The sequence below is a fragment of the Nocardiopsis lucentensis DSM 44048 genome (assembly GCF_000341125.1).
In the GTDB taxonomy this organism is placed as follows: Bacteria; Actinomycetota; Actinomycetes; order Streptosporangiales; family Streptosporangiaceae; genus Nocardiopsis; species Nocardiopsis lucentensis.
Genome location: NZ_ANBC01000856.1, coordinates 1 through 4516, shown reverse-complemented (window position 1 = coordinate 4516; position 4516 = coordinate 1). Strand labels below are relative to the sequence as shown.

6 protein-coding genes and 1 pseudogene are annotated in these 4516 nt (G+C 72.8%); 6 read left to right on the top strand and 1 reads right to left on the bottom strand.

What is annotated here, in order from left to right; genetic code table 11:
• The 3 genes from D471_RS0129755 to D471_RS0129745 all read left to right on the top strand — a co-directional run.
• Nucleotides 1-192 (top strand): LPXTG cell wall anchor domain-containing protein (locus D471_RS0129755; RefSeq protein ID WP_026128222.1); only part of this gene is annotated, 192 nt, incomplete at its 5' end.
• 152 nt (nucleotides 193-344) lie between these two features.
• A complete protein-coding gene (locus D471_RS36890) occupies nucleotides 345-1205 on the top strand; it encodes an SURF1 family cytochrome oxidase biogenesis protein (RefSeq protein WP_017601990.1) in 861 nt (286 codons plus the stop codon).
• Nucleotides 1189-2019, top strand: coding sequence for a class I SAM-dependent methyltransferase (locus tag D471_RS0129745; RefSeq protein WP_017601989.1), 831 nt, complete (start codon nucleotides 1189-1191; stop codon nucleotides 2017-2019). Before D471_RS36890 ends, D471_RS0129745 begins: the two co-directional genes overlap by 17 nt.
• Here the strand turns inward: D471_RS0129745 and D471_RS0129740 are convergent.
• Entirely contained in the window at nucleotides 2006-2563 is a 558-nt protein-coding gene (locus tag D471_RS0129740; protein ID WP_017601988.1) for an RNA 2'-phosphotransferase, read from the bottom strand. The two genes, D471_RS0129745 and D471_RS0129740, sit on opposite strands and share 14 nt — an antisense overlap.
• 123 nt (nucleotides 2564-2686) lie before the next feature.
• On the opposite strand from D471_RS0129740, the gene D471_RS0129735 reads away from it, so the two are divergent.
• From D471_RS0129735 to D471_RS0129725, 3 genes and pseudogenes are all read left to right on the top strand, one after another.
• Nucleotides 2687-3493: a TIGR02452 family protein gene (locus D471_RS0129735; protein ID WP_017601987.1), complete on the top strand. Its 807-nt coding sequence runs from the start codon at nucleotides 2687-2689 to the stop codon at nucleotides 3491-3493.
• Between the two features lie 74 nt (nucleotides 3494-3567).
• Entirely contained in the window at nucleotides 3568-4017 is a 450-nt protein-coding gene (locus D471_RS0129730) for a GNAT family N-acetyltransferase (protein WP_017601986.1), read from the top strand.
• Nucleotides 4018-4078: 61 nt separating this feature from the next.
• Nucleotides 4079-4516 (top strand): annotated as a pseudogene (locus D471_RS0129725) (hypothetical protein); the annotation flags it as partial.

Below are 4516 nucleotides of genomic sequence, written 5' to 3'. Positions count from 1 at the left end.
GGCTCCGACGGCGACGACTCCTCCTCCACCGGCGACGACCGCAAGCCGCAGGCCGACGAGCAGCTCGCGGTGACCGGCACCGCCCTGGGCGGTCTGGTCGCGGCCGGTCTGGCGGCGATCGGGGCCGGTGGCGCCGGTCTGTACTTCGCACGCAAGCGCCGCGCGGCGGCGGGCGCCGAGGACGAGGTCTAGCCCCACGGCGAGTCCACGACAAAGGCTGTTCGGGCGGGGTTCCGGTGTTCCGGGCCCCGCCCTTCGCGTGCCCGGCACGGCCCCGGAGGCGTTCCGCGTGCCCGGGCGGGGGCGGTGCGGGGAGGCCGGGGACGTCTCATAACCTCGAAGACGTGCTCAGAGTCCTGTTCTCCTCACGCATGCTGGCGTTCCACGCGCTGGTCGTGCTCATCGTTCCCAGCTTCGTGTGGCTGGGTTTTTGGCAGTTGGACCGTTGGGAGCAGCGCAGCGCCGCGGTCGACCTGCAACAGGGGAACCTGTCCGCCGATCCGGTGCCCGTCTCCGACCTCACCGAGGTCGGCGGGACCGTGGACCGGGACGATCGGTGGCGCACGGTCGAGGTCACCGGAACCTGGGACACCGAACACCAGCTCCTGCTGCGCAACCGGGACGGCTCGCGCGGTGTGGGGTTCCACGTGCTCACGCCGCTGGTGACCGACGACGGGGCCGCGGTCCTGGTCAACCGGGGCTGGATCCCGCCGGGCGAGACCGCCCGGGACACACCGGAGGTGCCGCCGGCGCCCGAGGGCGAGATCGAGGTCAAGGGCCGCCTCCAGTTCTCCGAGACCGAGGAGAACACCGGGGTGCACGACCGTGGCGGCCTGCCCGAGGGTCAGATCATGATCGTCGACGTCGACGCGCTCGCCGAGGAGCTGCCCTATCCCGTCTACGGCGGGTATGTGGAGCTCACCAGCCAGGACCCGGTTCCCGACCCGGCCCCCGAACGCGTCGCCACGCAGGAGCTGGAATCGGGGATGAGCCTGTCCTACGCGGTGCAGTGGTGGGTGTTCACGCTCATCGCGATCGGCGGATGGGTGTTCCTCGTCCGCCGCGAGGTTCGGGACGCGCGGGAGGCCCGGTCGGCCCCGGGCGCGGCCGACGGCGGATCGGACGACGACGGCGGCGGCGCGGAGTCGGACGGCGCGCGTGCCGCGCGCGAGGAGGAGGCGGGCGACCGTGCCGGACGAGGCTGACTACCCGGACCCGGGATGGGTCGAACGGCGTGCGGTCGGTCCGTGGGAGAGCGCCCGGGCGGGCCGGCTGTGGTGGGACGCGGCGGCGGACGCCTATCAGGCCGACCACGGGGGCTTCCTCGGGGACACCGGGTTCGTGTGGTGTCCCGAGGGACTGACCGAGGCCGACGCGGACCTGCTCGACCTGGCGAACACACGTGACGGGCGGTTCCTGGAGGTCGGGTGCGGCGCGGGCCAGTGCGCCCGGTGGCTGCGGTCCCAGGGCGTACGGGAGGTCGTCGGAGTCGACCTCGCCTCGCGCCAGCTCCAGCACGCGCGGCGGATCGACGAGGAGACCGGGCTCGCGGTGCCCACGGCGCAGGCGGACGCCCAACGACTGCCGTTCGCGGATGCGTCGTTCGACGTGGTGTTCTCGGCCTTCGGGGCGTTCCCGTTCGTTCCCGCCGCGACGGACGCGCTCGCCGAGGCGGGGCGGGTGCTGCGGCCGGGCGGGCGCCTGGTGTTCTCGGTGACCCATCCGGTGCGGTGGTGCTTCCCGGACGACCCGACCGAGCACGGGTTCACCGTGTGCCAGTCCTACTTCGACCGGCGCGCCTACGTGGAGGAGGACGACCGGGGGCGGGCGGTCTACGTCGAACACCACCTGACCATGGGGGACTGGATCCGGGGGATCACCGGGGCCGGGCTGGTCCTGCGCGACGTGGTCGAACCGGAGTGGCCGGAGGGACACGACCGGGCCTGGGGCGGCTGGGGGCCGATCCGCGGCCGGATGATCCCCGGGACGGCGATCTTCAGCGCGGTCAGGCCCGACTGACGGGTTCGCCCAGGTACTCCGGTGGGACTTCGGGGACCAGCCAGACGCCGTTGTCGCTCATCCGGAAGGCGTACCCGTCGGCGTGCATGCGTCCGGCGGCGACGACCAGCACGACCGGTGCGCCGCGGCGGGAGCCGACCTTGCGAGCGGTGGCCTCGTCCGCCGACAGGTGGACGTCGTGGCGGCCCATGGAGCGCAGGCCCTCGGCGGTGATCGCGGGCAGGAATCGGCCGACCGTGCCGTGGTAGAGCAGCTCCGGCGGAGTGGCGGGCGCCAGGGCGAGGTCGACCGGGACGGAGTGTCCCTGACGTGCGCGTACGCGTGTTCCGTCGGCGTTGAGGGCGAACCTTTGTTTGTCGTTGGTGCGGACGACCTCCATCAGCTCGGCGTGGGTGACGCGGCGACCGGCGCGGCGACAGCCGTCCAGGAGTGCGCGGATGTCGGCCCAGCCCTCGGCGTCGAGGGTGATTCCCACACGGGAGGGGTCGTGGCGCAGGACGAGGGAGAGGAACTTGGAGGTCCGGACACGGCGCTTGGGGTCCATGCTTCGAGCATGCTCCACGTCCGGGCGCCGCGGCCAACGGTTTTCCGGGCCCGGGAAAAAGTGGTTGGGCCCCCGCCGCGCCGCCGGTAGGTTCGTGCTCCGCCGAGGACGGAGGGAACGTACATGTCCCAGAGACTGCGCCGCGTGTGGCGGGAGACCCGGACCGCCGTCGAGGCGGAGCGGTACACGGCCGGCGGCCGCACGGTGGACCTGTCGGGGGCGCTCGCGGCGATGCGCGCGGGCACACGGCTCTATCCGCCCGAGGAGCTGCGGGGCCTGACCGCGCCGGAGGGCACGGGGAGGACCCGGGTCGAGGTCACGGGTGAGAGCACCCTGGAGGCCGTCGCACGGCTGGCCGGGGCCGGTGAGGTCGCGGCGCTGAACTTCGCGTCGGCCCGCAACCCTGGTGGGGGCGTGGCCAACGGGGCCCGTGCCCAGGAGGAGAGTCTGGCGAGGTCGAGCGGACTGTACGCGTCGCTGACGACGTGCCCGGAGTTCTACGACCACCATCGGAGCGAGCGGAGCCTGCTCTACACGGACCGGGTCATCTACTCGCCGAGTGTCCCGGTGTTCCGGGACGACCGGGGCGGGTGGCTGCCCGACCCCGTGGTGGCGGCCTTTCTGACGTGCGCCGCGCCGAACCGGCGGATGGTCGAGCGGAACCGGACGGGTGAGGCGGACCGGATCCCCGGGGCGCTGGTACACCGGGCCCGGGGCGTCCTGGCGGTGGCCGCCGACCGGGGTGCGGACGTCCTGGTCCTGGGCGCGTGGGGGTGCGGTGTGTTCGGAAACCGTCCCGCCGAGGTGGCGGGGGCCTTCGCCGAACATCTGGACGGGGAGTTCGCCGGGGTGTTCGGACACGTGGTGTTCGCGGTGATGGGAACCGACGCGGTGCGGTCGCCGTTTCGAGAGGCGTTCGGCCGATCGTGACCCGGCCGTTCGCCCACGAGGGCGGGGCATGACCATCACCCGTCCGACTCCCGAGATGGCAGGAGACCCTTCCCGTGTCCGATGTCGACATCCGTACCGCCCGCCCCTCCGACCACGCGCGGATCATCGCGGTGTGCGACGACTGGTGGGGGCGACCGATCTCGGGAGTGCTGCCCCGGCTGTTCCTCGACCACTTCCACACCAGCAGCCTCACGGCCGAGTTCGGGGAGGAGCTGGCGGGCTTCCTCGTGGGGTTCGCGTCGCCCTCTGAGCCGGAGGAGGCCTACGTGCACTTCGTCGGAGTGGCTCCGGAGCACCGCAGGTCGGGATTGGCGAGCCGGCTGTACGAGCGGTTCACGGCGGCCGCCCGGGCCGAGGGGCGGACGGTGGTGCGGGCGATCACCTCGCCGGTCAACGAGCGGTCGATCGCCTTCCACCGGGCGTTCGGCTTCGAGGTGACGGGGCCGCACGCCGACTACGAGGCGCCCGGTGTGGACCGGATGGTCTTCGAACTCCGTCTGTGAGCCGTTGGGCGGGGTAGGAGGAGACCGGTAACAGAAGGTGACGGTTGCTCCGAGGTGCCCCGTGTGCTTCCCCCTCTTCCTGAGAACCGTGCTGGACTGGCACCGACCCCTGGTGCTGACGGCGGCCCTGGCCGGACTCGTGCTGGCGGCGTCGCTGGTGGGGACCGCGGTCGACGGCCGGGTCCTGGTCGGGGAGCCGATCTGGGCCAAGCCCGCCCGGTTCGCGCTGTCCATCGCCGTGTACAACGTGACGCTCGCCTGGCTGCTGTCGCTGGTCCGGCCCGGCGGGCGCCGGCTCGGCTCGGTGATCGCCGTCCTCGTCGGTGTCGAACTGGTGGCCATCGTGGTCCAGGTCCTGCGAGGGCGGCGGAGCCACTTCAACGTGGAGACGACGCTCGACGCCCTGGTCTTCAACGGGATGGGCGCCGTGATCATGACGGTGTGGGCGGCCAACGTCGCCGTGGGCGTCCTGCTGGCGCGGAGGCGGACCGGGGACCCC

What these genes read in the sequence shown, in the direction of transcription:
- D471_RS0129740 (WP_017601988.1), bottom strand. Translation starts at nt 2,563, where the DNA reads ATGGACCCCAAGCGCCGTGTCCGGACCTCCAAGTTCCTCTCCCTCGTC.
- D471_RS0129735 (WP_017601987.1), top strand. Translation starts at nt 2,687, where the DNA reads ATGTCCCAGAGACTGCGCCGCGTGTGGCGGGAGACCCGGACCGCCGTC.